Source organism: Variovorax sp. OV084 (assembly GCF_900111625.1).
Lineage (GTDB): Bacteria > Pseudomonadota > Gammaproteobacteria > Burkholderiales > Burkholderiaceae_C > Variovorax.
Genome location: NZ_FOII01000002.1, coordinates 756383 through 782614 on the forward strand (window position 1 = coordinate 756383; position 26232 = coordinate 782614).

At 66.4% G+C, this 26232-nt stretch carries 21 protein-coding genes; 7 read left to right on the forward strand and 14 right to left on the reverse strand.

What is annotated here, in order from left to right:
• Window positions 1-2: 2 nt before the first annotated feature.
• Window positions 3-482 carry a cyanophycin metabolism-associated DUF1854 family protein gene (locus BMW87_RS09840; RefSeq protein ID WP_093075996.1) on the reverse strand — a complete coding sequence of 160 codons (480 nt, stop codon included), beginning with the start codon at window positions 480-482 and terminating at the stop codon, window positions 3-5.
• Window positions 479-2764 carry a cyanophycin metabolism-associated ABC transporter gene (locus BMW87_RS09845; RefSeq protein ID WP_093075997.1) on the reverse strand — a complete coding sequence of 762 codons (2286 nt, stop codon included), beginning with the start codon at window positions 2762-2764 and terminating at the stop codon, window positions 479-481. Before BMW87_RS09845 ends, BMW87_RS09840 begins: the two co-directional genes overlap by 4 nt.
• Before the next feature lie 85 nt (window positions 2765-2849).
• Between BMW87_RS09845 and cphA (BMW87_RS09850) the strand changes: the two genes are divergently transcribed.
• The 5 genes from cphA (BMW87_RS09850) to BMW87_RS09870 all read left to right on the forward strand — a co-directional run bounded on the left by cphA (BMW87_RS09850) (window position 2850) and on the right by BMW87_RS09870 (window position 9299).
• A complete protein-coding gene (cphA, locus tag BMW87_RS09850; RefSeq protein ID WP_093075999.1) occupies window positions 2850-5141 on the forward strand; it encodes a cyanophycin synthetase in 2292 nt (763 codons plus the stop codon).
• Window positions 5142-5199: 58 nt separating this feature from the next.
• Window positions 5200-7767: a cyanophycin synthetase gene (gene cphA, locus BMW87_RS09855; protein ID WP_093048222.1), complete on the forward strand. Its 2568-nt coding sequence runs from the start codon at window positions 5200-5202 to the stop codon at window positions 7765-7767.
• Between the two features lie 151 nt (window positions 7768-7918).
• Window positions 7919-8329, forward strand: a complete 411-nt coding sequence (locus BMW87_RS09860) for a hypothetical protein (RefSeq protein WP_093076001.1) — start codon at window positions 7919-7921, stop codon at window positions 8327-8329.
• A 68-nt stretch (window positions 8330-8397) separates the two neighbouring features.
• The gene (locus BMW87_RS09865; protein WP_093076002.1) at window positions 8398-8892 is read left to right on the forward strand and encodes a hypothetical protein; all 495 of its coding nucleotides are present in this window, start codon (window positions 8398-8400) and stop codon (window positions 8890-8892) included.
• Between the two features lie 134 nt (window positions 8893-9026).
• Window positions 9027-9299 (forward strand): hypothetical protein, encoded by a 273-nt coding sequence (locus BMW87_RS09870; RefSeq protein WP_093048213.1) that lies wholly within the window; start codon window positions 9027-9029, stop codon window positions 9297-9299.
• A 19-nt stretch (window positions 9300-9318) separates the two neighbouring features.
• Here BMW87_RS09870 and BMW87_RS09875 read toward each other — a convergent pair whose 3' ends face one another.
• The 10 genes from BMW87_RS09875 to BMW87_RS09920 form a co-directional block, all read right to left on the reverse strand.
• Entirely contained in the window at window positions 9319-10236 is a 918-nt protein-coding gene (locus BMW87_RS09875; protein WP_093048210.1) for a dihydrodipicolinate synthase family protein, read from the reverse strand.
• A 9-nt stretch (window positions 10237-10245) separates the two neighbouring features.
• Complete coding sequence (locus BMW87_RS09880) at window positions 10246-11994, reverse strand: IlvD/Edd family dehydratase (RefSeq protein WP_093076004.1); 1749 nt, start codon at window positions 11992-11994, stop codon at window positions 10246-10248.
• Window positions 11995-12021: 27 nt separating this feature from the next.
• Window positions 12022-13056 carry a galactofuranose ABC transporter, permease protein YjfF gene (gene yjfF / locus BMW87_RS09885; RefSeq protein WP_093076005.1) on the reverse strand — a complete coding sequence of 345 codons (1035 nt, stop codon included), beginning with the start codon at window positions 13054-13056 and terminating at the stop codon, window positions 12022-12024.
• Entirely contained in the window at window positions 13053-14066 is a 1014-nt protein-coding gene (locus BMW87_RS09890; protein WP_371258799.1) for an ABC transporter permease, read from the reverse strand. The genes yjfF and BMW87_RS09890 overlap by 4 nt, the downstream gene beginning before the upstream one ends.
• A 148-nt stretch (window positions 14067-14214) precedes the next feature.
• Complete coding sequence (locus BMW87_RS09895; RefSeq protein ID WP_093076008.1) at window positions 14215-15738, reverse strand: sugar ABC transporter ATP-binding protein; 1524 nt, start codon at window positions 15736-15738, stop codon at window positions 14215-14217.
• A 9-nt stretch (window positions 15739-15747) separates the two neighbouring features.
• The gene (mmsB, locus tag BMW87_RS09900) at window positions 15748-16959 is read right to left on the reverse strand and encodes a multiple monosaccharide ABC transporter permease (RefSeq protein ID WP_093076010.1); all 1212 of its coding nucleotides are present in this window, start codon (window positions 16957-16959) and stop codon (window positions 15748-15750) included.
• A complete protein-coding gene (gene mmsA, locus BMW87_RS09905; protein WP_093050256.1) occupies window positions 16946-18472 on the reverse strand; it encodes a multiple monosaccharide ABC transporter ATP-binding protein in 1527 nt (508 codons plus the stop codon). The genes mmsB and mmsA overlap by 14 nt, the downstream gene beginning before the upstream one ends.
• A gap of 41 nt (window positions 18473-18513) precedes the next feature.
• Window positions 18514-19584, reverse strand: coding sequence for a multiple monosaccharide ABC transporter substrate-binding protein (chvE, locus tag BMW87_RS09910; RefSeq protein WP_093048199.1), 1071 nt, complete (start codon window positions 19582-19584; stop codon window positions 18514-18516).
• 12 nt (window positions 19585-19596) lie between these two features.
• The gene (locus tag BMW87_RS09915; RefSeq protein WP_093076011.1) at window positions 19597-20562 is read right to left on the reverse strand and encodes an ABC transporter substrate-binding protein; all 966 of its coding nucleotides are present in this window, start codon (window positions 20560-20562) and stop codon (window positions 19597-19599) included.
• A gap of 52 nt (window positions 20563-20614) precedes the next feature.
• Entirely contained in the window at window positions 20615-22069 is a 1455-nt protein-coding gene (locus BMW87_RS09920) for an aldehyde dehydrogenase family protein (RefSeq protein ID WP_093048193.1), read from the reverse strand.
• Between the two features lie 146 nt (window positions 22070-22215).
• Here BMW87_RS09920 and BMW87_RS09925 point away from each other — a divergent pair, with 146 nt between their 5' ends.
• Window positions 22216-23175, forward strand: coding sequence for a LysR family transcriptional regulator (locus BMW87_RS09925; RefSeq protein WP_093048190.1), 960 nt, complete (start codon window positions 22216-22218; stop codon window positions 23173-23175).
• A 114-nt stretch (window positions 23176-23289) separates the two neighbouring features.
• On the opposite strand, the gene BMW87_RS09935 is transcribed toward BMW87_RS09925, so the two are convergent.
• The gene (locus BMW87_RS09935; RefSeq protein WP_093076014.1) at window positions 23290-24063 is read right to left on the reverse strand and encodes an SDR family NAD(P)-dependent oxidoreductase; all 774 of its coding nucleotides are present in this window, start codon (window positions 24061-24063) and stop codon (window positions 23290-23292) included.
• 133 nt (window positions 24064-24196) lie between these two features.
• Between BMW87_RS09935 and BMW87_RS09940 the strand changes: the two genes are divergently transcribed.
• Window positions 24197-25135 (forward strand): SMP-30/gluconolactonase/LRE family protein, encoded by a 939-nt coding sequence (locus tag BMW87_RS09940; RefSeq protein WP_093048181.1) that lies wholly within the window; start codon window positions 24197-24199, stop codon window positions 25133-25135.
• A 1-nt stretch (window position 25136) separates the two neighbouring features.
• On the opposite strand, the gene BMW87_RS09945 is transcribed toward BMW87_RS09940, so the two are convergent.
• Entirely contained in the window at window positions 25137-26213 is a 1077-nt protein-coding gene (locus BMW87_RS09945; RefSeq protein WP_093076016.1) for an aldose epimerase family protein, read from the reverse strand.
• Between the last annotated feature and the right edge of the window lie 19 nt (window positions 26214-26232).

A 26232-nucleotide genomic window follows, 5' to 3' on the forward strand; every position in this document is an offset into this window, starting at 1 on the left:
CCTCAGAGGAAGCGCTCGAGCAGCTTGCGCGAGGCCCGGTCGAGCGTCTTCACATCGGGAATGCGGAACTGCACGCCGTGCGCGCTCGCAATGAGCAGCGCACCTCCTTCGAGCCGGCGGATGTCTTCCTCGGCCTTCAGCACGAAGGTGGTGTCGCCGCGGTCGGTGCTGATGGTCCAGGTGCTGGGCACGCCGAAGCTCGACACGCCGTGCAGGCGCAGCAGCGTGGGCGCGAAGTCGCGCACTGCGAGTTCTTCTTCCAGCAGCGTCCTGGCCTGCGCCGGCAGTTGATCGACGCTGTCGATCCAGACCAGTTCGCGCCCTTCGCTGCCGACCAGCGAAATGCCATGGCCGGGCGCGCTCAGCGGAAAGGCCCGCACAGGCACGACGCCCACATGGCGCTCGCCCTGCGCGTCGGTCAGCACCAGGCGGCCGAAGGCATCGCGTTCGAGTTCGAAAGATGGGGTGTTGTGCTCGGTCATGCGTCCCCCGCCGGATGGGCTGCGTGGCTGATGGCCAGCGGCGCCTGCGCGTTGGCGCGCTCGTCGGCGGCTCCTTCGCTCGCGTCGTCGTCGCCCTGGCGCAGTTGCGCCTGGTAGAGCCGCCAGTAGGCGCCCTGCTTCGCCATCAAGGCGTCGTGCGGTCCCACTTCGACCACCTCGCCGCGGTCCATGACCACGAGCCGGTCGGCCTTGCGCAGCGTCGACAGGCGGTGCGCGATGGCGATGGTGGTGCGGCCCTGCACGAGGTTGTCGAGCGCCTTCTGGATTTCCTTCTCGGTTTCGGTGTCCACGGCCGAGGTCGCCTCGTCGAGGATCAGGATGCGCGGGTCGATCAGCAGCGCGCGCGCGATGCTGATGCGCTGGCGCTCGCCGCCTGACAAGCCCTGCCCGCGCTCGCCCACCAGCGAGTCGTAGCCGTGCTGCAGCCGCAGGATGAAGTCGTGTGCGTGGGCCGCACGGGCTGCGGCGACGACTTCCTCGCGCGTGGCGTCGGGCTTGCCGTAGGCGATGTTCTGCGCGATGGTGCCGAAGAACAAAAACGGCTCTTGCAGCACCAGCCCCACGTGGCGGCGGTAGTCGGCCACGGCGAAGCGGCGGATGTCGGTGCCGTCGACCTTGATGGCGCCGTCGGTCACGTCGTAGAAGCGGCAGATCAGGTTGACCAGCGTGCTCTTGCCCGAGCCGCTGTGGCCCACGAGGCCGATCATCTCGCCGGGCTCGATCACCAGGTCGAGGTCGTGGATCACCGCGCGCGAGCCGTAGCGAAAGCCCAGCCCGCTCATCTCGATGCGGCCCTGCACGCGCTCCACCTTCACCGGGTTGGCCGGCTCGGGCACGTTGCTCACGTGGTCGAGGATGTCGAAGATGCGCTTGGCGCCCGCCGCAGCCTTCTGCGTGACCGAGACGATGCGGCTCATCGAGTCGAGTCGCGTGTAGAAGCGGCCGATGTAGGCGATGAAGGCGGTGAGCACACCCACCGTGATGCTGCCGCGCGCCACCTGCCAGATGCCGAAGGCCCAGACCACGAGCAGGCCGATTTCGGTCAGCAGCGACACGGTCGGCGTGAACAGCGACCAGGTGCGGTTGAGCTTGTCGTTCACCTGCAGGTTGTAGGCGTTGGCAATGCGAAAGCGCTCGGCTTCGCGGCGCTCTTGCGCGAAGGCCTTGACCACGCGGATGCCGGGAATGGTGTCGGCCAGCACGTTCGTCACCTCGGACCACACGCGGTCGATCTTCTCGAAGCCGGTGCGCAGGCGGTCGCGCACGACGTGGATCATCCAGGCGATGAAGGGCAGTGGCACCAGCGTGACCACGGCCAGCAGCGGGTTGATGGAAAACAGGATGGCCGCGGTCATCACGATCATCAGCACGTCGTTGGCGAAATCGAGCGCGTGCAAAGACAGGAAAACGTTGATGCGGTCGGTTTCCGAGCCGATGCGCGCCATCAGGTCGCCGGTGCGCTTGCCGCCGAAATAGTCCAGCGGCAGGGTCAGCAGGTGTTCGTAAGTGGTGGTGCGCAGGTCGGCGCCGATGCGCTCGGACACCAGCGCCAGCAGGTAGGTGCGCGCCCAGCCCAGCCCCCAGCCGACCAGCGCCGCGATCAGCAGGCCGCCCAGGTACAGGCCCACGCGCATGGTGTCGATCTTCTGCCCGTTCTGGAACGGAATCAGGATGTCGTCCATCAGCGGGATGGTCAGGTACGGCGGCACCAAGGTGGCGGCGGTGGAGATCAGGGTCAGCAGAAACCCTGCAATCAGCTGCTTGCGGTAGGGCTTGGCGAAGCGGCCCAGGCGCAGCAGCACCCAGGTCGAGGGGGGGGTCTGGAGCTCGGTGTCGGCCGGTTCGTCGCCATCGGCGACCTCGATGACTTCGGGTGTCTCCTTGGCGACACCGGCCATGCGCTGGCCGAAAAGCTTGAGCAGCCGCAGGGCCGCGGCCTGCCCGGCCAGGGTGTAGCGCCAGCGGCCCAACCGGCCTGCAGGCCCCGTCAGATCTAGTGTTCCGACGCCTGAGTGGTCGGACAGGCGCAGTTCGAGGGCCGCGTCTGTTAGTGGCCACTCACGCCATTCACCGCCCGGTTCGAGCGCGATCAGCCTCTGGTCAGTCAGGGCCACTAGGGCGGAAGCGAAGCGAAGTTGGTCGTCGAGGTCAACCGACAGTATTACCAGAACGTTTTCCGCGACTGCGAGCCGGTTTTTCAGCGCGTCTGAAGCCGCCTCTGTTTCGCCCTCCCGGGTGCCGACTGGATCGTGATGTTGCATTGTGTTTCTTTGACTCTTGCCCGTCGCGGGCCGCATGGACCGCGTCATGGCGCCCTTCGTCGGGCGCCGATTCTGACTGATCGCCATGGGCGCGCTTGAAGGCGCCGTGGTGCTCGGCCAAAGCACATCGAACGTTTGCATGACCCGTTTCGACGACATCCGACTGCTGCGCATCAACTATTTGCGTGGCCCCAACCTCTGGACCTACCGTCCGGTGCTCGAAGTCTGGCTCGATCTGGGCCAACTGGAAGATTACCCCTCCAACAAGATCGACGGTTTCACCGACCGCCTGACCGGCCTGCTGCCGGCGCTCATCGAGCACCATTGCGGCGTGGGCGAGCGCGGCGGCTTCATCCAGCGCCTGACCGAAGGCACCTGGTCGGGCCACGTGCTCGAACACGTCGTCATCGAACTGCTGAACCTGGCCGGCATGCCGACCGGCTTCGGGCAAACCCGCAGCACCTCGGAGCACGGCGTCTACCGCATGGTGTTCCGCGCGCGTGACGAGCAGGTCGCCCGCGTGGCGCTGGCCGAGGGCCACCGCCTGCTGATGGCGGCCATCAACAACGACCCGTTCACCGCCGCCGACGTGCAGAAGGCGGTCGACGCGGTCAAGGCCAAGGTGGAAGACTGCTACCTCGGCCCGAGCACCGCCGCCATCGTGGCCGCCGCCACCGACCGCGGCATTCCGCACATGCGCCTGAACAGCGGCAACCTGGTGCAGTTGGGCTACGGCGCCAACCAGCAGCGCATCTGGACCGCCGAAACCGACTACACCAGCGCCATCGGCGAATCGATCGCCAGCGACAAGGAACTGACCAAGTCCCTGCTCGCAAGCTGCGGCGTGCCCGTGCCCGAAGGCCAGGTGGTCGCCAATGCCGAAGAAGCCTGGGAAGCCGCCGAGGACATCGGCCTGCCGGTGGTCGTGAAACCCTCCGACGCCAACCACGGCCGCGGTGTGTCGCTCGAACTGACGACGCGCGAAGAAGTCTTTGCCGCCTTCGCGGTCGCCGAGCCCGAGGGCAGCGACGTGATGGTCGAGCGCTTCATCCGCGGCCACGAACACCGCCTGCTGGTGGTGGGTGGCGAGGTGGTGGCGGCCGCGCGCGGCGAGATCATCACCGTGACCGGCGACGGCCAGAGCAGCGTGCGCGACCTCATCGACAAGCAGCTCAACAGCGACCCGCGCCGCGGCGCCGAAGAAGAGTTTCCGCTCGACGTGATCGTGATCGACACCGACGCCAAGCTGCAGCTCGAACTCAAGCGCCAGGAGCTGGACGCCAACGCCGTGCCGGCCGCCGGCCGCGTGGTCACGATCCAGCGCAACGGCAACATGGCCAACGACTGCACCGACCAGGTCCACCCCGAAGTCGCGCACGCCGCCGTGCTGGCCGCGCGCGTGGTGGGCCTCGACATCGCCGGCATCGACCTCGTGGCGCAAGACATTTCCAAGCCGCTGGGCCCGCAGCGCGGCGCGATCGTCGAAGTCAACGCCGGCCCCGGCTTGCTGATGCACCTGAAGCCGGCCGTCGGTTCGCCGCGCCCGGTGGGCCGCGCCATCTGCGACCACCTGTTCCCCAACGACGCGCCCGGGCGCATTCCCGTGGTCGGCGTGGCCGGCTCGCGCGACACCGCCGTGCTGGCGCGCCTCGTGGCCTGGCTGATCGGCCTGGGCGGACGCCACACCGGCCTCGCCTGCCGCGACGGCCTGTTCCTCGAACGCCGCCGCGTCGATGCACGCGACAGCGCCAACTGGGACGCCGGCCACCGCCTGCTCGTGAACCGCGCCGTGCAGGCCGTGGTGATCGAGAACGGCGCCGAAACCATCCTGCGCGACGGCCTTTCTTATGACCGCTGCGAAGTCGGCATCGTCACCGACCTCGAAGGCTCTGAAACGCTGGCCGACTACGACATCACCGAGAGCGACCAGATGGTCAAGGTGCTGCGCACGCAGGTCGACGTGGTGCTGTCCGAAGGCACCGCCGTGCTGAACGCGGCCGACCCGCGCGTAGCCGGCCTCGCGCCGCTGTGCGATGGCGCCGTCATCCTGTATTCGGCCGACTCGCAGGCCGCCGACCTCACCGCGCACCAGACCGCCGGCGGCAAGGCCGTGCTGGTGCGGCAAGACCGCGTGGTGCTGGCCAACGGCAGCAGCGAATCGTTCCTGCCGGGCCTCGGCCGGCTGACCGTGTGGCGCGCCACTCATGCCGGCGTGAGCCTCGAAAGCCTGCTGGCCGCCGTGGCCGCGGCCTGGGCCATGGGCATTCCGCTGAACCTGATCGGCGCCGGCGTGGAGGCCTTCGAGGCCGACCTGCAGGCGGCGCTGGCCTCGCTGCAGCTGTCTCAGACCCAGCCCCTCCAAACCCAATTCGCCTGAGCGTTGCACCCGCATCGCCTCGCTCCCGCCTCGTCAAGACCGTAGCCCTCGCAGCCCCATGAAAGTCACCCGCATCCGAGCCCTTCGCGGGCCCAATCTCTGGAGCCGCCACACCGCCATCGAGGCAGTCGTGGCCTGCGAAGGCGACGAGAACGCCATCAGCAAGCTGGCCGGTTTCGAGGCGCGCCTGCGTGCGCGCTTCCCCACCATCGGCGAACTGCACCCGATGGTGCTGGGCCAGCCGCTGGCGCTGGCCCACGTGCTTGAGAACGCCGCCGTGGCGCTGCAGGCCCAGGCCGGCTGCGCCGTCAACTTCGGCCACACCTCGCAAACCGTGGAAGACGGCGTCTACCAGGTCGTGTTCCAGTACAGCGAAGAAGCCGTCGGCCGCCGCGCGATCGAAGTGGCCGAGCAGCTCATCGCCGCCGCCCTGACCGACACCGCCTTCGACGCCAACGCCGCCATCACCGAGTTGCGCGACCTCGACGAATCCGAGCGCCTGGGCCCGAGCACCGGCTCCATCGTCGATGCCGCCGTGGCACGCGGCATTCCGTACCGCCGGCTCACCAGCGGCAGCCTCGTGCAATTCGGCTGGGGTTCGAAACAGCGCCGCATCCAGGCCGCTGAGGTCGACAGCACCAGCGGCGTGGCCGAATCGATCGCGCAGGACAAGGAACTGACCAAGCAGCTGCTCAACGCCGCTGGCGTGCCCGTTCCGCTGGGCCGGCCCGTGAGCAGCGCCGAAGACGGCTGGGCCGCCGCCAACGAGATCGGCCTGCCGGTCGTGGTGAAGCCGCAGGACGGCAACCAGGGCAAGGGCGTCACGGTCAACATCAACTCGCGCGAAGAACTGTTCGCGGCCTACGACTCGGCCGCCGCCTACGGCGAGGTGATGGTCGAGAAGTTTCTCCCCGGTTTCGACTTCCGCCTGCTGGTGGTGGGCGACCGCCTCGTGGCCGCCGCGCGGCGCGACCCGCCGCAGGTGATCGGCGACGGCAGCTCCACGGTTCGCCAGCTGGTCGATACCGTGAACCTCGACCCGCGCCGCGGCGAGGGCCATGCCACCTCGCTCACCAAGATCCGCCTCGACGACATCGCCATCGGCCGGCTCGAAGCCCAGGGCCTCGCGCCCGACAGCGTGCCCGCGCGCGGCCAGCGCGTGGTGCTGCGCAACAACGCGAACCTTTCCACCGGCGGCACCGCCACCGACGTGACCGACACCGTGCACCCTGAAGTTGCGGCGCGCGCCGTCGATGCGGCACAGATGGTCGGCCTGCACATCTGCGGCGTCGACATGGTGTGCGAGAACGTGCTGCGCCCGCTCGAAGAGCAGCACGGCGGCGTGGTCGAAGTGAATGCCGCGCCCGGCCTTCGCATGCACATCTCGCCTTCGTTCGGCCGCGGCCGCGCGGTCGGCGAAGCGGTGATGGACACCCTCTTCGCCCATGGCGACGACGGCCGCATTCCCGTGGTTGCCGTCACCGGCACCAACGGCAAGACCACCACCGCGCGCCTCATCAACCATCTGCTCGCGTCGAGCGGCCTGCGCACCGGCATGACCAACACCGACGGCGTGTACGTCGACGGCCGCCAGACCGACAGCGGCGACTGCAGCGGCCCCAAGAGCGCGCGCAACGTGCTGATGCACCCCGACGTGGATGCGGCCGTGTTCGAAGTGGCCCGCGGCGGCGTGCTGCGCGAAGGCCTCGGCTTCGACCGCTGCCAGGTGGCCGTGGTCACCAACATCGGCAGCGGCGACCACCTGGGCCTGAACTACATCACCACCGTCGAAGACCTTGCGGTGCTCAAGCGCGTGATCGTGCGCAACGTGGCGGCCGACGGCTACGCGGTGCTCAACGCAGCCGACCCGAACGTCGCTGCCATGGCGGCCGGCTGCCCCGGCCACGTGATCTTCTTCACCGCCGACCGCATGCACCCGGTCATGGCCACGCACCGCGCGCAAGGCAAGCGCACCGTGTACGTCGACCAGGACACGCTGGTCGCGGCCGAGGGCTCGTGGCGCGAACGCATCGCGCTGCGCGACGTGCCCATCACGCGCGGCGGCACCATCGGCTTCCAGGTCGACAACGTCATGGCCTCCGTGGCCGCGGCCTGGGCCGTGGGCCTCGATTGGGACACCATCCGCAGCGGCCTTGCGAGCTTCATGAACGACGCGGCCGGCGTGCCCGGGCGCTTCAACGTCATGGACTACCGCGGCGCCACCGTGATAGCCGACTACGGCCACAACACCGACGCCATGCGCGCACTGGTGTCTGCCGTGGACACGATGCCCGCGAAGAAGCGCTCGGTGGTGATCAGCGGCGCGGGCGACCGGCGCGATTCGGACATCCGCGACCAGACGGCCATCCTCGGCCAGGCCTTCGACGACGTGATCCTCTATCAGGATGCGGCGCAACGCGGCCGCGCCGACGGCGAAGTCATGGCGCTGCTGCGCCAGGGCCTGCAGGGCGCGGCTCGCACGCGCTATATCGACGAGATCCGCGGCGAGTTCGTGGCAATCGATACGGCATTGGCGCGGCTACAGCCCGGCGACCTGTCCTTGATCCTTGTCGACCAGGTCGAGGAAGCGCTCGCTCACCTGGCACAGCGCATCGCAGCGGGCTGAAGCCCCGCTTGCCGGACACGTCCCACATGCAGGGGCGCGTCCGGCCCAGTCCATGGGTGCGGCTGTCCCACAGACCGCAGGCCCCGACCGGCACCAGACTGTGGCTCCGGTCACGCACCTCCCGGAGGGCGTGGCTTCACCAGGAGCCCGCATGACAACAACAGTTCGTTCGATCCTCTCTGCCACGGCCCTTTTCGCCGCCAGTGGTTTCATCGTTTTCGGCGCACAGACGGCCAGCGCACAGGCACCGGGCTCCGAAGCCCGCATGCAAAAGGAACGCGCCACCTGCGACGGCGTGCAGCAGGACCGCGCCGCGTGCCTGCGCGAAGCCGGCGCAGCCCGCCAGGAGGCCGGACGCAGCGGCCTCACCAGCCCCAGCCCCGCCCGCGAACAGGTCAACGCCCTCGCCCGCTGCAGCGAACTACCCGCCGTCGAACAGCCCGACTGCGAGGCCCGCATCAAGGGGGGAGCACGCACCACCACCGAAGGCAGCGTGATGGGCGGCGGCGTGATCCGCGAAACCGTGACGCCCCTGCCGCCGCAGACCCTGCCGGCACGTTGACTGAACCCGGTCTCCTGCGGGAGGTCGAACATTTCCCTGGTTTTTCAGCTCGCTTCAAGGAGTCATCCATGAAAAGCACTACTCGCAACACTCGTTCAATGCTCTTCGCCGTGCTCGCCGTTGGCGCTCTGGTGGCCTCCACCGCTGTCTCGGCCGCGTCGCCGCGCCGTGGTGAAGCGCCCGCCGGTATCTATCAGCAGGAACTGGCCGTCTGCGGCCACAACCAGCAAGACCGCGCTGCCTGCATCCGCGAAGCCGGCGCCGCACGCCAGGCAGCCGCCCAGGGCGGCCTGACCAGCGCACCCGACTACCGCGCCAATGCGCTCGCGCGCTGCGGCCTGCAACAGCAGCCGGACGACCGCGCTGCCTGCGAGGCCCGCGTGCTCGGCAGCAGCGGCAACACCCAGGCCAACGTCGACGGCAGCGTGATGGGCGGTGGCGTGATCCGCGAATCGGTCACCACCATCGTGATGCCCGCGCCGGCCATGGCACCGGAGCCGATGCCCATGCCTCGGCCAATGCCTCGTCCGATGCCCCAACCGATGCCCGCGCCCCTGCGCTGAGTGAGCTTTGCACCGGAGGCGTCGCCAACCCGCGCGGTGGGCTGGCGATGCCCCTACTGTCACAGTACTGTCACAAAAGGCAGTTGCACGCTAGCTATAGTTCTCGGTCCCTGCCTACCGAGGAATCCTTTCCCATGAATGCCATCAAGGTCGCTCGCCGATTCATCGAAACGGACCCGGCCAACGAATCGGCCAAGATCCTGGCCCAACTCGTGTTGGCTCTAGAGTCCGAACGCAGCTTCGAACTGGTCACGCTTTACAACCTCGACTACAAGAGCTTCCAGCTCGCAATGGACATCCTGAAGGAATGGCGGCTCGACCGCTACTACGCCAGCAAGTCCAAGCTGTTCGATCTGTCGCTGCAGGTCAGCGAACTCGAAAAGAACAGCAGCACCCCCGAGGCCTGAGCGGCCTCTTTCCCCGTCCCTACTTCCCCCAGCGCAGCACCATCGGATCCAGCCGCTTCGCGGTTTCGATCAGGCCGGCACGCGTGTCGGGGTGCATCGCCGGCAACGGGTGACGCGGCGCTTCGCAGGCGATCACCCCGCCCTCCTTCATCAGCGATTTGCAAGCCAGCAGGCCCGCCTGCCGGTTTTCGTAGTTGATCAGCGGCAGCCACTGCTGATACAGCGCGAAGGCCTTGTCGCGGTCGCCTGATCGGTGCGCCTCGATGATCGGCCGGATGCCGTCCGGGTAGCCGCCACCGGTCATCGACCCGGTCGCGCCGGCGTCGAGGTCGGGCATCAGCGTGATGGCTTCTTCGCCGTCCCACGGGCCTTCGATGGCGTCTCCGCCCAGGCGGATCAGCTCGCGCAGCTTCGCGGCCGCGCCAGCGGTCTCGATCTTGAAATACGCGACATGCTCGATCTCCTTGGCCATGCGCGCGAGGAACGGCGCCGACAGCACCGTGCCGCTGGCCGGCGCGTCCTGGATCATGATCGGAATGCCCACCGCGTCCGACAGCCCCGCATAGAACTCGAAGATCTGCGGCTCAGGCACGCGGAAAGTCGCGCCGTGGTACGGCGGCATCACCATCAGCATCGCAGCGCCCATGTCCTGCGCGCGGCGGCTGCGTTCGGCGCACACCTTGGTGCTGTAGTGCGTGGTGGTCACGATCACCGGCACGCGACCTTTCACGTGTTCGAGGATGGTTCGCGTGAGCACTTCGCGCTCTTCGTCGGACAGCACGAACTGCTCCGAGAAATTGGCCAGGATGCACAGGCCGTCCGAGCCCGCGTCGATCATGAAATCGACGCAACGCTTCTGGCTTTCGAGGTCGAGCGCGCCCTGTTCGGTGAAGGTGGTGGGCACCACCGGGAAAATGCCGCGGTATCTGGGTGTCATGACGATGAATCAGTGTGAATGGCGGGGAACGGCCGAGCCTCTGCAGCCGACCAGAAAATCGAAGTCGCAGCCTTCGTCGGCCTGCAGCACGTGGTTGACGTAGAGCTTCTGGTAGCCACCGCCGCGCGTGCTCATCGGCTGTGCGTCGGAGGCGGTCAGCGACGCCAGGCGCGACGCCAGCTCTTCGTCGCTGATGTCGAGATGCAAGCGCCCCGCATCGCAATCGAGCTCAATCCAGTCGCCGTCGCGCACCGCCGCGAGCGGCCCGCCATCCGCTGCCTCGGGCGCGACGTGCAGCACCACGGTGCCATAGGCCGTGCCGCTCATGCGCGCATCCGAGATGCGCACCATGTCCTTGATGCCCTGGCGCAGCAGCTTCGGCGGCAGCCCCATGTTGCCGACCTCGGCCATGCCGGGGTAGCCCTTGGGGCCGCAGTTCTTCATCACGAGGATCGAGCTGGCATCGACGTCGAGGTCTTCATCGACGATGCGCGCCTTGTAGTGCTCCAGGTTCTCGAACACCACCGCCTTGCCGCGGTGCTTCAGCAGCTCCGGCGTCGCGGCCGAGGGCTTGAGCACCGCGCCGCGCGGCGACAGGTTGCCGCGCAGGATGCGGATGCCGCCGTCGGCGATCAGCGGGTTGCTCAGCGGGCGGATCACTTCGTCATCGAGACTGGGCGCCTCGCGCACGTTGTCCCAGATCGACTGGCCGTTGACGGTGAGCGCATCGGGGTGCGGCAGCAAACCGTTCTCGCCGAGCCGGCGCAGCACCGCGGGCAAACCGCCGGCGTAATAGAACTCTTCCATCAGGAAGCGCCCCGAAGGCATCAGGTCGACGATGGTCGGCGTGTTGCTGCCAATGCGCGTCCAGTCTTCCAGCTCCAGATCGACGCCGATGCGCCCCGCGATCGCCTTCAGGTGAATCACCGCATTGGTCGATCCGCCGATGGCCGCATTCACGCGGATCGCATTCTCGAAAGCCTCGCGCGTGAGGATCTTCGACAGCGTGAGCCCCTCCTTCGCCATCTGCACCGCGCGCATGCCCGACATCTGCGCGAGCACATAGCGCCGCGCATCGACGGCCGGAATGGCTGCGTTGTGCGGCAGCGAAGTGCCCAGCGCCTCGGCCATGCAGGCCATGGTCGAGGCCGTGCCCATGGTGTTGCAGGTGCCCGCCGAGCGCGACATGCCGCCTTCGGCCGAGAGAAACTGGTGCAGGTTGATCTCGCCCGCCTTCAGCGATTCATGCAGCTGCCACACGGCCGTGCCCGAGCCGATGTTCTTGCCTTCGAGCTTGCCGTTGAGCATCGGTCCGCCCGTGACCACGATGGCTGGGATGTCGCAGCTCGCCGCGCCCATCAGCAGCGCGGGCGTGGTCTTGTCGCAGCCCGTGAGCAGCACCACCGCATCGACCGGGTTGCCGCGGATGGCTTCTTCCACGTCCATGCTCGCGAGGTTGCGCGTGAGCATCGCGGTGGGCCGCAGGTTCGACTCGCCGTTGGAGAACACCGGAAATTCGACCGGGAAACCGCCCGCCTCCGAGATGCCGCGCTTCACGTGCTCGGCGATCTTGCGGAAGTGCGCGTTGCACGGCGTGAGCTCCGACCAGGTGTTGCAGATGCCGATGATCGGCCGGCCATCGAACTCGTGGTCCGGAATGCCCTGGTTCTTCATCCAGCTTCGGTACATGAAGCCGTTCTTGTCGGCCGACCCGAACCATTCGGTCGAGCGCAGTTTCTTCGGAGGGGTGTCCGGCATGCGAGGTGTCCTGGGAAAAATTGAAAGTCAGCGCCGGGGTGCGCGCGAGGTAAAGAAGCGTTGCAGCAGGCAGAACACGAACAGCAGCGCACCGACGACGATGCGCGTCCACCACGAGCTCAGCGTGCCGTCGAATGAAATGAGCGTCTGGATGATCCCGAGCATCAGCACGCCGAACAGCGTGCCCGCCACATAGCCCACACCGCCCGTGAGCAGCGTGCCGCCGATCACCACCGCTGCGATGGCGTCGAGCTCCAGCCCTATCGCGTGCAAGCCGTAGCCAGAGAGCATGTAGAAGGTGAAGATCACCCCCGCCAGCGCCGAGCAGAAGCCCGAGAGCGTGTACACGCCAATGAGCGTGCGGCGCACCGGCAGGCCCATCAACATTGCCGAATGCTCGCTGCCGCCAATGGCGTAAACCGCGCGGCCGAAGGGCGTGCAGTGCGCAATGAAAATCGCCGCCAGCAGCACCACGATGGCGATCACCGCGCTGATCGACACCGAGGCCTCGCCCCAGATGGGAATGCGGATCTGCGAGACCTCCGAGTAGAACTCGTTGGTGATGCTGATCGAGTCGATGCTGATGAGGTAGCACAACCCGCGCGCCAGGAACATGCCTGCCAGCGTGACGATGAAAGGCTGCAGCCGGAAGCGTTCAATGAGCAGCCCCATGAATGCGCCGAAAGCCGTGCCCATCACCAGCACCAGCGGAATCACGATGCCCGGGCTCCAGCCGTGCTTCTCGACCAGCGAGGCCGACACCATGGTGGTGAGCGCGATCACCGAGCCCACCGACAGGTCGATGCCGCCCGAGAGAATCACGAAGGTCATGCCCACGGCAACGACGATCAGGAAGGCGTTGTCGATCAGCAGGTTGAGGAACACCTGCGCCGAGAAGAAACCGTCGTAGAAAACAGACCCCAGCGTCGCCACCAGCACGAACAGCGAGATGGTCGCTGCCAGCGGCAGGTACTTCGGGTTGAGCCTCTTGCTCCCTTTCCCCTGTGTCCCGCGCGCGGGAGAAGACTGGGGTGAGGGTGTCGCATCAATCACCGCGCTCATACCTTCGCCCCTTCATGCGCCGGCCGCTGCACCAGCGACCGCACTTCCGCCCTGAACTCGGGCGACTGCAGCAGCATCACCGCAAACACCACGCCGGCCTTCACCACGAGATTGATCTCCGGCGGCACCCCCAGCGAATAGATCGCATAGGTCAGCGTCTGGATGATGAGCGCGCCGATCACGCTACCCACCAGGCTGAAGCGCCCACCAGTCAGCGCAGTGCCGCCCAGCGTCACCGCCAGGATCGCATCGAGCTCGATCAGTTGACCTGCGTTGTTGCCGTCCGCGCTCTTCACGTTGGAGCTGATCAGCAGCCCCGCCACGCCCGCGCAAGCACCACAGAAGGCATAGGCACCAACAATCAGTCGCCGCGCCTGCACGCCCGCCACGCGCGCCGCCGTCGGGTTGATGCCCACCGCCTGAATGAACAGCCCCAGCGCCGTGCGCGTGATCGCCAGATACAGCAACACGAACACCGCCGCCACGATGAACAGCGAGAACGGCAGCCCCAGCAGATAACCACTGCCGAGGAAGAAGAAGGGCTTGTAGTAGATCGTGATGATCTGCCCATCGGCAATCAGCTGCGCAATGCCGCGCCCGGCCACCATGAGGATCAGCGTCGCGATGATCGGCTGCATGCCTACCTTGGCCACCAGCAGACCGTTCCACAGCCCGCACAGCAGCGCAATGCCGATGGCCGCGAGGATCGCGAGCGACATCGGGAACCGGCTCACGTCATTGGCCACCGAGCCGCCGATCATCCAGGCCGCGAGCGCCGCCGCGATAGCCACCACCGCGCCTACCGAAATGTCGATGCCGCGCGTGGCGATCACCAGCGTCATGCCCAACGACACCAGCACGAGCGGTGCTGCGCGGTTGAGGATGTCGATCAGGCTGCCGTAGAGATGGCCTTCTCGCCATTCGAGATGCAGGAAGCTGGAGTTGAAGGCTGTGTTGACTGCGAGCAGGAGCAACAGCGTGATCAGTGGCCACGCAAGTCTGTGGCGCATTGCGTTCGCCAGGTGGTTGTGTTTTTTTTCGGCCATGGTCAGTTGCTCCGGCACGCGTTGTATTCGGGGCGTGTGTGAATGACACCGGGTGCTCCCCTCCGCGAATGTCTCCCGTCGACGTGATCGCGCCCCAAGGACAGGAGGTTGTTCATGCCGCAGCAATCATTTCGTAGACCTCGTCCTCGGAAGAGCCGCCCGGCAGCTCTCCTACCTTCTTCCGGTCCCGCAACACCACGATGCGATGCGCCACCCGCACCACCTCGCTCATCTCCGACGAGATGAAGATCACCGCCATGCCCGCCTTCGCGAGCCTCAGAATTTCTTCCATGATTTCCTGCTTGGCCGCCACGTCGATGCCGCGCGTCGGCTCGTCGAGAATCAGCAGGCGCGGCTCGGTCGCGAGCCAGCGCGCGATCATTGCCTTCTGCTGGTTGCCACCCGAGAGCAGGCCGATGGGGGTCTCGACACTCGCGGTCTTGATGCCGAGCGACTTGACGAAGCGCTCGGCCATCTCGGTCTGCTCGGCGTGCGACAGGAAGCGCCGCGTGCCCAGCCGCGCCTGCAAGGCGAGTGCAATGTTCTCGCGCACCGACAGTTCTGCAACGATGCCGTCGGTCTTGCGTTCCTCGGGGCACAGCGCTAGGCCTTCGCGGATCGCATCGGCCGGATTCGAGAAACTGACAGCGCGGCCATCAACCTTGAGCACGCCACGGTCCGGCGACTCCAGCCCGAACAGCAGCCGCGCAAGCTCCGTGCGGCCCGCGCCCAGCAGGCCCGCAATGCCGACGACCTCGCCTGCACGCACGCGCAAGTCGGTCGCCTGCAGTTGCCCCGCCTGACCTAGCCCTTCGGCCTGCAGCAAAGCCGGTGCCGCTTCATCGAACGCAGGCAACGCAGCAGGCCGCGCCGATTGCGCCGCCAGCTCACGCCCGAGCATCGCGGCAATCAGCGCCTGCGGCCCGAGATCTGCCACGCGCCACTCCCCGATCCAGCTGCCGTTGCGCAGCACCGTGATGCGGTCCGACACCGCGTACATCTGGTTGAGGAAGTGCGTCACGAAGACGATGGCCAGTCCTTCGCCGCGCAAACGCCGCAGCACCTCGAACAGCTTCTCAACCTCGTCATCGTCCAGGCTCGACGTCGGCTCGTCGAGGATCAGCACCTTCGACGACACGCCCAGCGCTCGCGCGATCGCCACCATCTGCTGCACCGCCACCGAGTAGCTCGACAGCAGCCGCGTCACGTCGATGTCGAGCCCGATGCGCGCCAGCAGTTCTTCGGCGCGCCGGTTCACGCAAGCCCAGTCGATGCGAAAGCCTTGTGCCACGCCGCAGCGCGGATAGCGCCCCGCGAACACGTTCTCCGCCACCGACAGGTTCGGGCACAGGTTCACCTCCTGGTAGACCGTGCTGATGCCCAGCTTCTGGGCCTCCAGCGGCGAATGCGGGTGAATCGGCTGGCCGTCGAGGAATATCTCGCCACCGCTCGACGGCAGCACGCCCGTCAGCACCTTGATCAGCGTCGATTTGCCCGCGCCGTTCTGCCCCATCAGTGCGTGGATCTCGCCCGGGTACAACCGCAACTGCACGTCGCGCAGCACCGGAATGCCGCCGAACTGCTTGTGGATGCCCTTGAGCTCCAGCACGGGCGAGGGAGTGTCGTCGTCAGCCATGTACAGCCGTCACTTGTTCTTGTTGTAGACGTCGATGAACACCGCCGCCAGCAGCACCAGCCCCTTGATGACCTGCTGGTAGTCGATGCCGATGCCCAGGATCGACATGCCGTTGTTCATCACGCCCATGATGAAGGCGCCGATCACCGCGCCCATCACCCGGCCCACGCCGCCCGAGGCCGAGGCACCACCGATGAAGCAGGCCGCGATCACATCGAGCTCGAAGCCCAGGCCCGCCTTGGGCGTGGCCGTGTTGAGCCGCGCCGCGAACACCAGGCCCGCCAATGCCGCGAGCGCGCCCATGTTCACGAAAGTGAGGAACGCAAGCCGCTGCGTCTTCACGCCCGACAGCCGCGCCGCCTTCTCATTGCCGCCCAGCGCATAGATGCGCCGGCCGATGGTCGTGCGGTTGGTGACGAAGTCGTACACCACGATCAGCACCGCCATCACGATCAGCACATTGGGCAGGCCCTTGTAGGTCGAGAGCAGGTAGCTGAAGAACAGGATGATGGCCGCGAAGAACAGGTTCTTCACCAGGAAGAAGGCATACGGCTCCTGCTCCATGCCGTGCGCCGCCAGCTTGGCGCGCCCGCGCAGCTTGAAGAACACCAGCGCCGCGGCGGCCAGCGCGCCCACCACCAGCGAGGTGGTGCGCAACGCATCGCCACCCAGCGGATCGGGAATGAAGCCCGAGCTGAGCCGCTGGAACTCCACCGGGAACGGCCCCACCGACTGCCCCGCCAGCAGCGCCAGCGTGAGCCCCTTGAACACCAGCATGCCCGCGAGCGTGACGATGAACGAAGGGATCTTGCGAAACGCCACGAACCAGCCCTGCGCCGCACCGATGACTGCGCCCGCAAGAATGCTCACGATGGCCGTGGGCACGAAGTGCCACTCGTACTCCACCATCAGCACCGCAGCCAGCGCGCCGATGAAGCCGCACACCGAGCCCACCGACAAGTCGATGTGCCCCGCCACGATCACCAGCAGCATGCCCAGCGCCATGATGACCACGTAGCTGTTCTGCAGCAGCAGGTTGGTGAGGTTCAGTGGCCGCAGCAGCGTACCGTCGGTCAGCACCTGGAACAGCACCATGATCGCGACCAGCGAGATCAGCATGCCGTATTCGCGCAGGTTGTTCTTCAGGAAGCCGACGTGCAGCTTCGGCGCTTCGGAAGCGGGAATGGCAGCCTTCACCGCGTTGACTTCAGGCTGCGACATGAACCGAACTCCCCGCACTCACGATGGCATGCATGATGCGTTCCTGCGAGGCCTCGGCGGCCGGAAACTCGGCGACGAAGCGCCCCTCGTTCATCACGTAGATGCGGTCGCACATGCCGAGCAGTTCCGGCAGTTCCGAAGAAATCATGAGAATGCCTTTGCCCTCGCTCGCGAGCTGGTCGATGATGGTGTAGATCTCGTACTTGGCGCCCACGTCGATGCCGCGCGTGGGCTCGTCGAGAATCAGCAGCTCGGGCTTGGTGAAGAGCCATTTGCTCAGCACCACCTTCTGCTGGTTGCCTCCCGACAAATTGACCACCAGCTGCTCGACGCCCGAGCAGCGGATGTTGAGCGCCTTGCGGTACTCGTTGGCCACCTTGAATTCGCGCCCGTTGTCGATCACCGAAGACTCGGAAATCGCATCGAGATTCGCCAGGCTGATGTTCTTGCGGATGTCTTCCTCCAGCACCAGCCCCAGGCCCTTGCGGTCTTCGGTGACGTAGGCGATGCCGTGGTCGATGGCCTTGCGCACCGTGCTCACGTCCACCTGCTTGCCATGCATGAACACCGAGCCGCTGATGCGCTGCCCGTAGGACTTGCCGAACACGCTCATGGCCAGCTCGGTGCGGCCCGCGCCCATGAGGCCCGCAATGCCGACGATCTCGCCCTTGCGCACGTTCAGGCTCACGCCCTTGATCTGCTCGCGGTCGGCATGCAGCGCATGGTGCACGCGCCAGTCGCGCACCTCGAACACGGTCTCGCCGATCTTCGGGTCGCGCTGCGGATAGCGGTGCGCCATGTCGCGCCCGACCATGCCGCGGATGATGCGGTCTTCGCTGATCGCCTGCCGCGCGCAGTCCATCGTCTCGACCGTGGCGCCGTCACGCAGCACGGTGATCGAATCGGCCACCTTGGCGATCTCGTTGAGCTTGTGCGAGATGAGGATCGACGCGATGCCCTGGCGCTTGAGCTCCAGCAGGAGCATCAGCAGCGCATCGCTGTCGTTCTCGTTCAGGCTGGCGGTGGGCTCGTCGAGTATCAGCAGCTTCACCTCCTTGGCCAGCGCCTTGGCGATTTCCACCAGCTGCTGCTTGCCCACGCCCAGGTCGGTCACCAGCGTGGTCGGCGGCTCCTTCAGGCCCACCTTGGCGAGCAGCTCGCGCGTCTTCGCATAGGCGGCAAACCAGTCGATCACACCGCCGCTGGCAATCTCGTTGCCCAGGAAGATGTTCTCGGCAATGGACAGCAGCGGCACCAGCGCCAGCTCCTGGTGGATGATGATGATGCCCAGCTTCTCGCTGTCGGCAATGCCCCGGAAGCGGCGCAGCTCGCCCTCGAAATGGATCTCGCCGGTGTAAGAGTCGCACGGGTAGACGCCGCTGAGCACCTTCATGAGAGTCGACTTGCCCGCGCCGTTCTCACCCACTACCGCGTGGATCTCCCCGGCGCGCACGCTGAGGTTGACGTTGCTCAGCGCCTTCACGCCGGGAAACGTCTTGGTGATGCCACGCATCTCGAGGATTGCACCAGCATCGGCGATGCTGCTTTCGATGCTCACTTGATCTGGCTTTCCTTGTAGTAGCCGCTGTCGACCAGCACCGTCTTCCAGTTCGACGCATCCACGCTCACTGGCTTCAGCAGGTACGAGGGCACGACCTTGATGCCGTTGTTGTAGGTCTTGGTGTCGTTCACCTCGGGTGTCTTGCCCGAGAGCATGGCGTCGACCATCGCCACCGTGACCTTGGCCAGCTCGCGCGTGTCCTTGAACACGGTGGAAGTCTGTTCCTTGCGCAGGATCGACTTGACCGAGGGCACCTCGGCGTCCTGACCCGACACGATGGGCATCGGCTGCGAGCCCGAGCCGTAGCCCACGCCCTTGAGCGACGACAGGATGCCGATGGACAGGCCGTCGTACGGCGACAGCACCGCGTCGACACGGTCCTTGGTGTAGTAGGCCGACAGCAGGTTGTCCATGCGCGCCTGCGCCACCGCACCGTCCCAGCGCAGCGTGCCGACCTTGTCCATGCCCATCTGCTTGCTGCGCACCACCAGCTTGCCGCTGTCGATGTAGGGCTTGAGCACCGAGAGCGCGCCGTTGTAGAAGAAGAAGGCGTTGTTGTCGTCGGGCGAGCCGCCGAACAGTTCGATGTTGAACGGGCCCTTGCCGCTCTTCAGGCCCAGCGCCGCCTCGATCGACTGCGCCTGCAGCACGCCGACCTGGAAGTTGTCGAAGGTCGCGTAGTAGTCGACGTTCTTCGAACCCTTGATGAGCCGGTCGTACGCGATGACCTTCACGCCCTTGTCGGCCGCCTTCTGCAGCACGTCGGACAGCGTGGTGCCGTCGATGGCCGCGATGACCAGGACCTTCGAGCCCTTGGTCACCATGTTCTCGATCTGCGCGAGCTGGTTCGGGATGTCGTCGTCGGCGTACTGCAGGTCGGTCTTGTAGCCCTTGTCCTTGAAGTACTTGACCATGTTGGCGCCGTCGGCAATCCAGCGGGCCGACGACTTGGTGGGCATCGAGATGGCGATCAGGCCCTTGTCCTGCGCGTTGGCCAGCGGCGTGAAGCCGACGATGGCGAACGCGATGCCCGCGAGAGAGGCTTTGAGGAATTTGCGTTTCATGGGTGTGGGCTCTCAGTACTTGCGATTGGGGAATTCTTTGGCTGCGACTTCCATCGGGAAGATGCCCTCGACCGTCACGATGCGCTTGGGCAGCGTCTTGCCGTCCTTGATGTCTTTCACGGCCTGCATCAGCTGCGGCCCGAGCAGCGGGCTGCATTCGACCGACACGTTGAGCTTGCCGGCGATCATGGCTTCGAAGGCGCCCTTCACCCCGTCGATGGAGATGATGGTGATGTCCTTCGCCGGCTTCAGGCCGGCTTCCTCGATGGCCTGGATCGCGCCGATGGCCATGTCGTCGTTGTGCGCGAACAGCACATTGATCTTCTTGCCCTCGGCCTTCAGGAAGGCTTCCATCACTTCCTTGCCCTTGGCGCGCGTGAAGTCGCCGGTCTGCGAGCGGATGATCTTGAACTTCGGGTCGGCCTTGATGATTTCCTCGAAGCCCTTCTTGCGGTCGATGGCCGGGGCCGAGCCCACAGTGCCCTGCAGCTCGACGATGTTCACTTCGCCCTTCTGGTCCTTCATCTTCTCGACCAGCCAGCGGCCCGCCTTGCGGCCTTCCTCGGTGAAGTCGGAGCCCATGAAGGTCACGTAGAGCGAGTCGTCCTTGGTGTTGACGGAGCGGTCGGTCAGCACCACCGGGATCTTGGCGGCCTTGGCCTCGCGCAGCACCGTTTCCCAGCCCGACTCGACCACCGGCGAGAACGCGATCACGTCCACCTTCTGCGCGATGTACGAGCGGATGGCCTTGATCTGGTTTTCCTGCTTCTGCTGCGCATCGGAGAACTTGAGATCGATGCCCGCCTCCTTGGCCGACGACTTGATCGACTCGGTGTTGGCAGTGCGCCATTCGCTCTCGGCCCCCACCTGCGCAAAGCCGAGCACCAGTTTTTTCTGCGCGAGCGCAGAGAGGGGCAGCATGCCACTGAGGGCAGCGGCGGCGAGCGCGGTGTTGAGGGTGCGGCGATTCATGGTCATGGAATGTCTCCTTCTGTTGACTTGCTTGTTGAGAACCGTTTTTCGTCGCGGCTCAGGCCAGCATGTAGCCGGTCTTCACCGTCGTGTAGAACTCCGCGGCGTGGCGCCCTTGTTCGCGCGGCCCGTAGCCCGACCCCTTGCGGCCGCCGAAGGGCACGTGGAAGTCCACCCCCGCGGTCGGCAGATTGACCATCGTCATGCCGACCACGGCATGGCGCCTGAAATGCATCGCGTGCTTCAGCGAATTGGTGCAGATGCCCGCGCACAGGCCGAAGGGCGTGTCGTTGCACAGCGCGAGCGCTTCGTCGTAGTCGTCGGCGCGCAGCACGCAGGCCAGCGGGCCGAAGATCTCCTCGCGCGCGATGCGGTGCGAGGGCTTGGCCAGGAACAGCGCGGGGCTCATGTAGTGGCCGACGGTGGCGCGCTCCAGCGCTTCGCCGCCCCACACATGCTCGGCGCCTTCTTCGCGCGCCACGTCGACCCAGGCGAGGTTCTGCGCCAGGCGTTCTTCGTCGGCCACCGGGCCGATGTCGACGCCGCGCTCCAGCGCGTGGCCGATCTTCAGTGTCTTGAGCCGCTGGCGCAGCTTTGCGACGAAGGCGTCGTGCACCGCCGCTTCGACGATGAGCCGGCTCGACGCGGTGCAGCGCTGGCCTGCCGAGAAGTACGCGCCCTGCACCGCGCAATCGACGGCGCGGTCGAGGTCGGCGTCGGCCAGCACCACCAGCGCGTTCTTGCCGCCCGTCTCCAGCTGCACCTTGGCGCGCCTCGCGGCAGCGGCCTGCAGGATGCGCTCGCCGTTGGCCATGGAGCCCGTGAAGCTCAGCGCATCGACCAGCGCGCTGTCGACCAGCGCCTGCCCCACTTCGCGGCCGCTGCCCATCACGAGGTTGAAGGCACCGGCCGGCAGGGCCGCGCGGCTGATGATCTCGGTCAGCGCCCAGCCGCAGGCCGGCACCAGTTCGGCCGGCTTGAACACCACGCTGTTGCCATGGGCCAGCGCGGGCGCGATCTTCCAGGCCGGAATGACGAAGGGCGAGTTCCACGGCGTGATGAGCCCCACCACGCCGACCGGCTCGCGCGTGACGTCGACCTGCACGCCCGCGCGCACCGAGGCCACGTTCTCGCCTCCGCCGCCTCGCAGGGCTTCACCCGCGAAGAACTTGAAGATCTGGCCCGCGCGCGCCACTTCCGCAACGGCTTCGGGCAGGGTCTTGCCCTCTTCGCGCGCCAGCAGCAGGCCCAGGTCGTCCTTGCGTGCGAGCAGCTCGGCGCCGATGCGGTCGAGCACGTCGGCGCGCCGCTGCGGCGTGCTGTGGCTCCAGTGGGGAAAGGCCTCGGTGGCCGCGCGGATGGCGGCTTCGGCCTGGCGGCGATCGGCGCGTGCGTACTCGGCCACCACTTCACTGGTGTCCGAGGGATTGGCGCTCACACCCGTGGTCGCGCTGGTTTCCCAGCGGCCATTGATGTACTGCCGCACGTTCTGATGGATCTCGCCGTGAATCACCGGGGCGCGGACCTTGTCTCTGTTGTTTTTGGAGTGCTGCGAGTCTATGAATAGATTTGATATCAATCCAATCGTTTTTTAAGCAAAATGGATATCGATCATCGGATTCTGGAAAACCCGATCAGTCCTTCGTTTCAAGAGACGACATGACCAACTACAACCACTGGTTCATCCGCGCCCGGCTCAAGACCCGGCAACTGCTGCTGCTCGTGGCCCTGGCCGAGGAAGGCAACATTCACCGCGCGGCGCAGGTGCTCAACATGACGCAGCCCGCCGCCTCCAAGCTGCTGAAAGACCTGGAAGACGTGCTGGAGGTGCCGCTGTTCGACCGCCTGCCGCGCGGCATGCGCCCGACCTGGTACGGCGAGACCATGATCCGCCACGCCCGCGTCGCGCTCGCGAGCCTGAACCAGGCGCACGACGAACTCACCGCGCTCAAGGCCGGCCGCTTCGGCCAGGTGAGCGTGGGCGCCATCACCGCGCCGGGCCTCACGCTGATGCCGCCTGCCGTGGCCATGGTGAAGCGCGAACAGCCCGACCTGCGCGTGTCGCTGGAAATCGAGACCAGCCCGGTGCTGATCGAACGGCTGGAGCAAGGCAAGCTAGACATCCTGGTGGCGCGGCTCTTTGCCGAGCACGACAAGTCACAGCTGCGCTATGAGGCGCTGACCGAAGAGCCCGTGTGCGCGCTGGTGCGCCCCGGCCATCCGCTGCTAGGCGTGAGCGGGCTCACGCTGCGCGACGTGGTGAGCGCCGGCTGGATCGTGCCGCCCGCAGGCAGCGTGCTGCGCCACCGCTTCGAGCTGATGTTCCAGGAAGAAGGCCTCGCCCCACCGACCAACACCATCGAGAGCTCGGCCCTGCTCTTCATCACGCGCATGCTGCAGCAGAGCGACATGGTGGCCGTGCTGGCGACCGACGTGGCGCGCTACTACGCAGCGCACGGCATCGTGTCGCTGCTGCCGCTGGACATGCCCTGCCACATGGACGCCTTCGGCATCATCACGCGCACCGACCGGCTGCTGTCGCCGGCGGCGAAGGTGATGATGAAGGCGCTGAAGACGGCCAGCATGAGCGTCTACGGACGCAAACTCGAGATCGATTGACCGGATTCATTCGCGGAATGCCGCGGAACCGGCTTTGCCGGGCCGCTGGCATTGCCCCCCGCGAGGGGGTTGGCGAGGCGACACGAAGTGCGCGAAGCCTGGGGGAGTGCCTGATTACGTCCAGCCGGCGTCGACGGTGAACTCTTGCGCCGTGCACATCTTCGCGTCGTCAGACGCGAGGAACAGCACCATGCGCGCGATGTCTTCCGGCATCAGCTTGTCGGGCAGGCACTGGTTGCGCTGCAAGGCCTTCTCGCCCTCTTCATCGAGCCACAGCTTCACCTGCCGCTCGGTCATCACCCAGCCGGGCGACACGGTGTTGATGCGGATGCGGTCGCGGCCCAGGTCCACCGCGAGCCCGCGCGTGAGCCCGTTCACCGACGACTTGGCAATTGCGTAGCAGGGGTAGCCCGATCCCTTGGTCTGCCAGCCCGTCGAGCCCAGGTTGACCACCGAGCCGAAGCCCAGCCGCTTCATGCCCGGCACCACCGACTGGATCGCGAACAGCGCGGGCCGCTCGTTGATGGCCATGCGGTTGTCGTAGTAGTCGGGCGTGACCGATTCGAGCGTGTGGCGGTCGTCGCTCGCCACGTTGTTGACCAGCACAGCGAAGTCGCCGAGTTCGGCGGCCGCGTCGGCAATGGCCTTCTGCAGCGCGGCGATGTCGCGCACGTCGCAGGCGCGCCACCATGGCGCCGCGTAGCCGGCCTCTTTGATCTGCTGCGCGAGCGCCGCGCTGGCGCCCTCGGCAATATCGACGAAGGCTACGCGCGCGCCCTGCGCAGCAAAAGCAGCGACGATGGCCGCACCAATGCCGCTGCCGCCACCGGTGACGAACACTGTGCGGTCCTTCAGGCTGGGATGAATGGAAAGCTGGGGGGAATTCAAGAAAAGTCTCCGAGGTACGCATCACACGACATTGCAATATGAATATCAGTTGATGCCAGTATTTTCAATTTCCGTTATCAATATGCCTTGATACGATCCGCCGCGTCAAGAAGACATCACAAGGAAAGAACAAATGAAAGAGACAAGCCCCCTTCCCTCATTGCCCGCGCCTTCGGTCGCAGGCGAGCCCGAATGCATCTGGCCCGCCGGCGCCGAGCTCGGCGAGGGCACGCTCTGGTCGCAGCGCGAACAGGCGCTCTACTGGATCGACATCCTCACGCCGCGCCTGTTCTGGTTTCGCCCCGCCGACGGTGCGCGACGGGCCTGGCAGTTCGACGAAGAGATCACCGCGATCTCCGAGCGCGCGACGGCACCGGGCCTGATCCTCACGCTGCGCCGCGGCTTCGCTCTCTTCGACACGACACAGCTGCCGGGTGCCGGCGCGAAGCCGCACTACCTGCACCAGCCCGAACCCGAGCGCACCGGCAACCGCTTCAACGACGGCAAGTGCGACAGCCGCGGCCGCTTCTGGGGCGGCAGCATGGACTTCGACTGCAAGGCTCCCACCGGCGCGCTCTACCGCTACGACGCCGACGGCCGCTGCACGAAGCACGACGACGGCTTCGAAGTGACCAACGGCCCGACGTGGTCGGCCGACGGCCGCACCATGTATTTCAACAACACGGTGCTGAACAATCTCTACGCCTACGACTTCGACATGGAAGCGGGCACCGTGTCGAACCGGCGCGTGTGGCACCGCTTTCCGAAGCCCGATGGCTTGCCCGACGGCATGACCACCGACGCGGCCGGCCGGTTGTGGATCGCGCACTGGGGCGGCTCGTGCGTGACTTGCCATGACCCAGTGAGCGCAGCCGAGCTGTGTCGCATCGTGCTGCCCGCGAGCCACGTCACCGACTGCGCCTTCGGCGATGCCGACCTGCGCACGCTCTACATCACGACCGCGCGCAACGGGCTTACTGCAGAACAGCAGGCGGCCGAGCCGCTGGCGGGTGGGTTGTTCAAGGTGCGCATCGACAGCCCGGGTGTGCCGGCGGCACTGTTCGCGGGCTAGTTCAGCCGATAACGCCGAAACGATGTTCCGTCGAGCTGCGAAACACCTCCCCCGGCCGCAGCACCGTAGACGGAAAGCCCGGCTGGTTCGGTGAGTCGGGATAGTGCTGCGTCTCCAGACACAGCCCATCGCCCTGCCGCAGGCTGGCACCCGCGCTGCCCATCAGGCTGCCGTCGAGAAAATTGCCTGAATAGAACTGCACCCCGGGCTCGCTGGTATGCACCTCCATGACGCGGCCTGTGGCCTCGTGCTCCAGCCGTGCCGCCAAAGCAAGGCCGCGATCGCCCTGCGCGCGGTCGAGCACCCAGTTGTGGTCATAGCCGTGTGCAAGCAGCAACTGTTCGTGGCCTTCGCGGATGCGCTCGCCAATATTGGTCGTAGTGCGAAAGTCGAACGGCGTCGAAGCCACATCGGCCAAGCCAGTCGGAATCAGCGTCGCATCCACCGGGCAGTAGCGGCTCGCGGGAATCGTCAGCCGGTGGTCCATCACCGAGCCGCTGCCTGCGAGGTTGAAGTAGTCGTGGTGGCTCAGGTTCAGCACCGTGGGCTTGTCGGTCAGGGCGCTGTAGTCGATGCGCCATGTGTTTGCGCTCGCCAGCAGCGTGTAGCGCACTGTCAGCTGTACCTCGCCGGGGTAGCCTTCTTCGCCGTCGGCGCTGGTGTAGCGCAGCTCGATGGCGATGTCGTCGCCGGCCTCTTGCGCCGACAGCGGCACGATGTCCCAGAAGCGCGTGCCGAATCCCTTCGCGCCGCCGTGCAGCGAGTTGACGCCATCGTTCAGCCCCAGCTGATGCGCCGTGCCGTCGAGCGTGAAGCGCCCCGCCGCGATCCGGTTCGCGAAGCGTCCGACGATGGTGCCGAAGTGCGGATGCGGCTTGAGGTAGTCGGCGAGCGTCGGCAAGCCCAGCACGATGTTCGCGCTGCGCCCATCGCGGTCGGGCACGCGCAGCGCGGTGACGATGCCGCCGAGGTTGATGGCGCTCAGGCTCAGGCCGCGGCCGTTGTTCAGGGTGTATTCGGTGACGGCGCGGCCGTCGGGCGTGCGGCCGAACTCGCGCGATGTGATGCTGCTGCTCATGTGTCTCCTGCCTGCCGGA

Excerpts from the sequence above, each read along its gene's own strand:
- BMW87_RS09875 (WP_093048210.1), bottom strand. The coding sequence starts at position 10,236 with ATGACACCCAGATACCGCGGCATTTTCCCGGTGGTGCCCACCACCTTC.
- mmsA (WP_093050256.1), bottom strand. The coding sequence starts at position 18,472 with ATGCGTGGCATCACCAAGACGTTTCCCGGCGTGAAGGCGCTGAGCAAC.
- BMW87_RS09845 (WP_093075997.1), bottom strand. The coding sequence starts at position 2,764 with ATGCAACATCACGATCCAGTCGGCACCCGGGAGGGCGAAACAGAGGCG.
- BMW87_RS09860 (WP_093076001.1), top strand. The coding sequence starts at position 7,919 with ATGACAACAACAGTTCGTTCGATCCTCTCTGCCACGGCCCTTTTCGCC.
- BMW87_RS09925 (WP_093048190.1), top strand. The coding sequence starts at position 22,216 with ATGACCAACTACAACCACTGGTTCATCCGCGCCCGGCTCAAGACCCGG.
- BMW87_RS09895 (WP_093076008.1), bottom strand. The coding sequence starts at position 15,738 with ATGGCTGACGACGACACTCCCTCGCCCGTGCTGGAGCTCAAGGGCATC.
- cphA (WP_093075999.1), top strand. The coding sequence starts at position 2,850 with ATGGGCGCGCTTGAAGGCGCCGTGGTGCTCGGCCAAAGCACATCGAAC.
- BMW87_RS09880 (WP_093076004.1), bottom strand. The coding sequence starts at position 11,994 with ATGCCGGACACCCCTCCGAAGAAACTGCGCTCGACCGAATGGTTCGGG.
- yjfF (WP_093076005.1), bottom strand. The coding sequence starts at position 13,056 with ATGAGCGCGGTGATTGATGCGACACCCTCACCCCAGTCTTCTCCCGCG.
- chvE (WP_093048199.1), bottom strand. The coding sequence starts at position 19,584 with ATGAAACGCAAATTCCTCAAAGCCTCTCTCGCGGGCATCGCGTTCGCC.
- BMW87_RS09840 (WP_093075996.1), bottom strand. The coding sequence starts at position 482 with ATGACCGAGCACAACACCCCATCTTTCGAACTCGAACGCGATGCCTTC.
- BMW87_RS09865 (WP_093076002.1), top strand. The coding sequence starts at position 8,398 with ATGAAAAGCACTACTCGCAACACTCGTTCAATGCTCTTCGCCGTGCTC.
- BMW87_RS09915 (WP_093076011.1), bottom strand. The coding sequence starts at position 20,562 with ATGACCATGAATCGCCGCACCCTCAACACCGCGCTCGCCGCCGCTGCC.
- BMW87_RS09940 (WP_093048181.1), top strand. The coding sequence starts at position 24,197 with ATGAAAGAGACAAGCCCCCTTCCCTCATTGCCCGCGCCTTCGGTCGCA.
- BMW87_RS09890 (WP_371258799.1), bottom strand. The coding sequence starts at position 14,066 with ATGCGCCACAGACTTGCGTGGCCACTGATCACGCTGTTGCTCCTGCTC.
- BMW87_RS09870 (WP_093048213.1), top strand. The coding sequence starts at position 9,027 with ATGAATGCCATCAAGGTCGCTCGCCGATTCATCGAAACGGACCCGGCC.
- BMW87_RS09945 (WP_093076016.1), bottom strand. The coding sequence starts at position 26,213 with ATGAGCAGCAGCATCACATCGCGCGAGTTCGGCCGCACGCCCGACGGC.
- mmsB (WP_093076010.1), bottom strand. The coding sequence starts at position 16,959 with ATGTCGCAGCCTGAAGTCAACGCGGTGAAGGCTGCCATTCCCGCTTCC.
- cphA (WP_093048222.1), top strand. The coding sequence starts at position 5,200 with ATGAAAGTCACCCGCATCCGAGCCCTTCGCGGGCCCAATCTCTGGAGC.